We start from the raw sequence: 1888 nt of genomic DNA, 5'->3' as shown, positions 1-1888 counted from the left end.
CTAGTGGTCATCAGATCCATCTCTGTCTGGTTCTACCACGCTCAAAAAGAATGCCTTGACCACGATCGTGCTTCGTAAGCTGATCAAGAACTAAGCCTAAGCTAAGTTCTCACAAGGAAGAAGCAATGTTATCAAGCGACTTCTGCCAAACACTACTCTTCTCAATCCACCCTTTCGGAGAATTCTACTACGATGAAATTCACTTTCTCATCTAAAGCAGTTCGTACTCTTGGTTTGATGGCGATGCTCTCAGCGATGGTTGGCACATCTGTTCAACAATCTGCTCAAGCCTCAATGTCATTCACATCGAAGTCCAATGTTGTCGCGACCCGTCCGGATCAATCCTCTCAAACGATCCTTGATATCGCCGCTGCCAATCCCAACTTTTCGACCTTGGTAACAGCCTTGAAAGCCGCAGGATTGACGAGAACGCTATCTGGAAACATCCCTCTCACTGTTTTTGCACCGACGAATCAAGCATTTGCTGCCTTGCCGAAAGGAACTTTGGAAAGATTGCTCAGACCGGAGAATCGCGCAACCTTGAGAAAATTACTGACCTATCATGTTGTACCGGGTGCAGTTGAGTCTACCAGCGCACTGCGCGCTGGGTTCGCGGGAACCGCCGAAGGCAATCCTGTGACGATCACGGGAAATCGCAATCAAATCCGAGTGAACAACGCGACTGTAGTTTCGGCAGACGTGAAAGCAAGTAACGGGGTGATTCATGTTATCGATCGCGTTCTTTTGCCGCCGGCTCTGATATCTAAGATCACTCCGACCTCCCAAACGATCGGGGATATCGCCGCTAACAATCCCAACTTCTCGACATTAGCAACAGCACTCAAAGCCGCAGGACTGACAGAAGAGTTATCTGGCAGCACTCCCCTTACTGTTTTCGCACCGACGAACGAAGCCTTTGCTGCCCTGCCGAAAGGAACGCTCGAAGCATTACTCAAGCCGGAAAATCGACCAATTCTAAGAAGAGTGTTGACCAATCATGTTGTGCTGGGAGCAGTGGAATCCAGAACACTGCGATCTGGAAGAGTGGCATCGATTGGAGGCAATTCTCTCAATGTCGCAGTAAATCGCAATCAAATCCGAGTGAACAATGCGAGAGTCATTTCGGCAGATGTGAAAGCAAACAATAGCGTCATTCATGTCATCGATCGAGTTCTGCTACCCCCCGATCTCAAATAGTCTTGGCATCGGATGGAACCAGTGGGCAATGTGACTTGTCTGCTGGTTTACAAAGTCAGTCAAACACTACTCTCTCAACTTACCTTTTGGAGATTTTACTGCAATGAAACGACCCGGTTTGTTTAAGACACTTCGCACTCTCAGTTTGATGACGATGCTCTCGATCGTTACCATCCCAAACATCCCGAAAACGGCTCAAGCCCAGACGCAAGGCATCCCAGATGGTATTGAGTTCCTGACGCGAGAGCAGCTAGAGCAAGCTAGGCTAGATGCTCTAGAGGACTCTAAGATCTGCGATCGCGTATTGCGAGAAAACAGTAACGTTCAATCGGATGGAGGCATCTTTTTTGATGACTTTCAAGGCGTGAACCTGACGGATGCCCAGAAAAAGGCTTATGCAGCCTTGGACGCGCAAAAAGAGGCGAGAATGGCGGAGCTATATAAGCAGACGATCTCTGTCGCAGATCCATTGGCGACTATTGGGTACATGACCTCCTCGCCCAACGTTCCAAAAGATCTTGAAGACGCAATTCAGGCAGCCCTCGATCGCAAACCGACAACGGATCAACTAGACGCGATTAATCAGGAATTTGAGAAGCGGTTTGGGAAGGATTCTGTACTCTTTTACGGTTCCTACGCTGCTTGACTGACAAAACTCAGGAAAGCGAGAAAGGAAGCTAGGAGGGAAGTA

2 protein-coding genes are annotated in these 1888 nt (G+C 48.6%); both read left to right on the top strand.

All coding sequences use genetic code 11. The features are described 5' to 3' along the window. Positions 1-192: 192 nt before the first annotated feature. Entirely contained in the window at positions 193-1197 is a 1005-nt protein-coding gene (locus ACJ2PR_RS35760; protein WP_446880619.1) for a fasciclin domain-containing protein, read from the top strand. 103 nt (positions 1198-1300) lie between these two features. Further along, a complete protein-coding gene (locus tag ACJ2PR_RS35755) occupies positions 1301-1843 on the top strand; it encodes a hypothetical protein (RefSeq protein ID WP_446880618.1) in 543 nt (180 codons plus the stop codon). Positions 1844-1888 lie beyond the last annotated feature (45 nt).

The sequence above is a fragment of the Phormidesmis sp. 146-33 genome (assembly GCF_052939515.1).
Note: the sequence above shows the minus strand (reverse complement) of the source record. Positions and strands in the feature narration are given on the sequence as shown.

Bases quoted from the DNA above. Each gene is read 5' to 3' on its own strand.
- ACJ2PR_RS35760 (WP_446880619.1), top strand. From the start codon at position 193: ATGAAATTCACTTTCTCATCTAAAGCAGTTCGTACTCTTGGTTTGATG.
- ACJ2PR_RS35755 (WP_446880618.1), top strand. From the start codon at position 1,301: ATGAAACGACCCGGTTTGTTTAAGACACTTCGCACTCTCAGTTTGATG.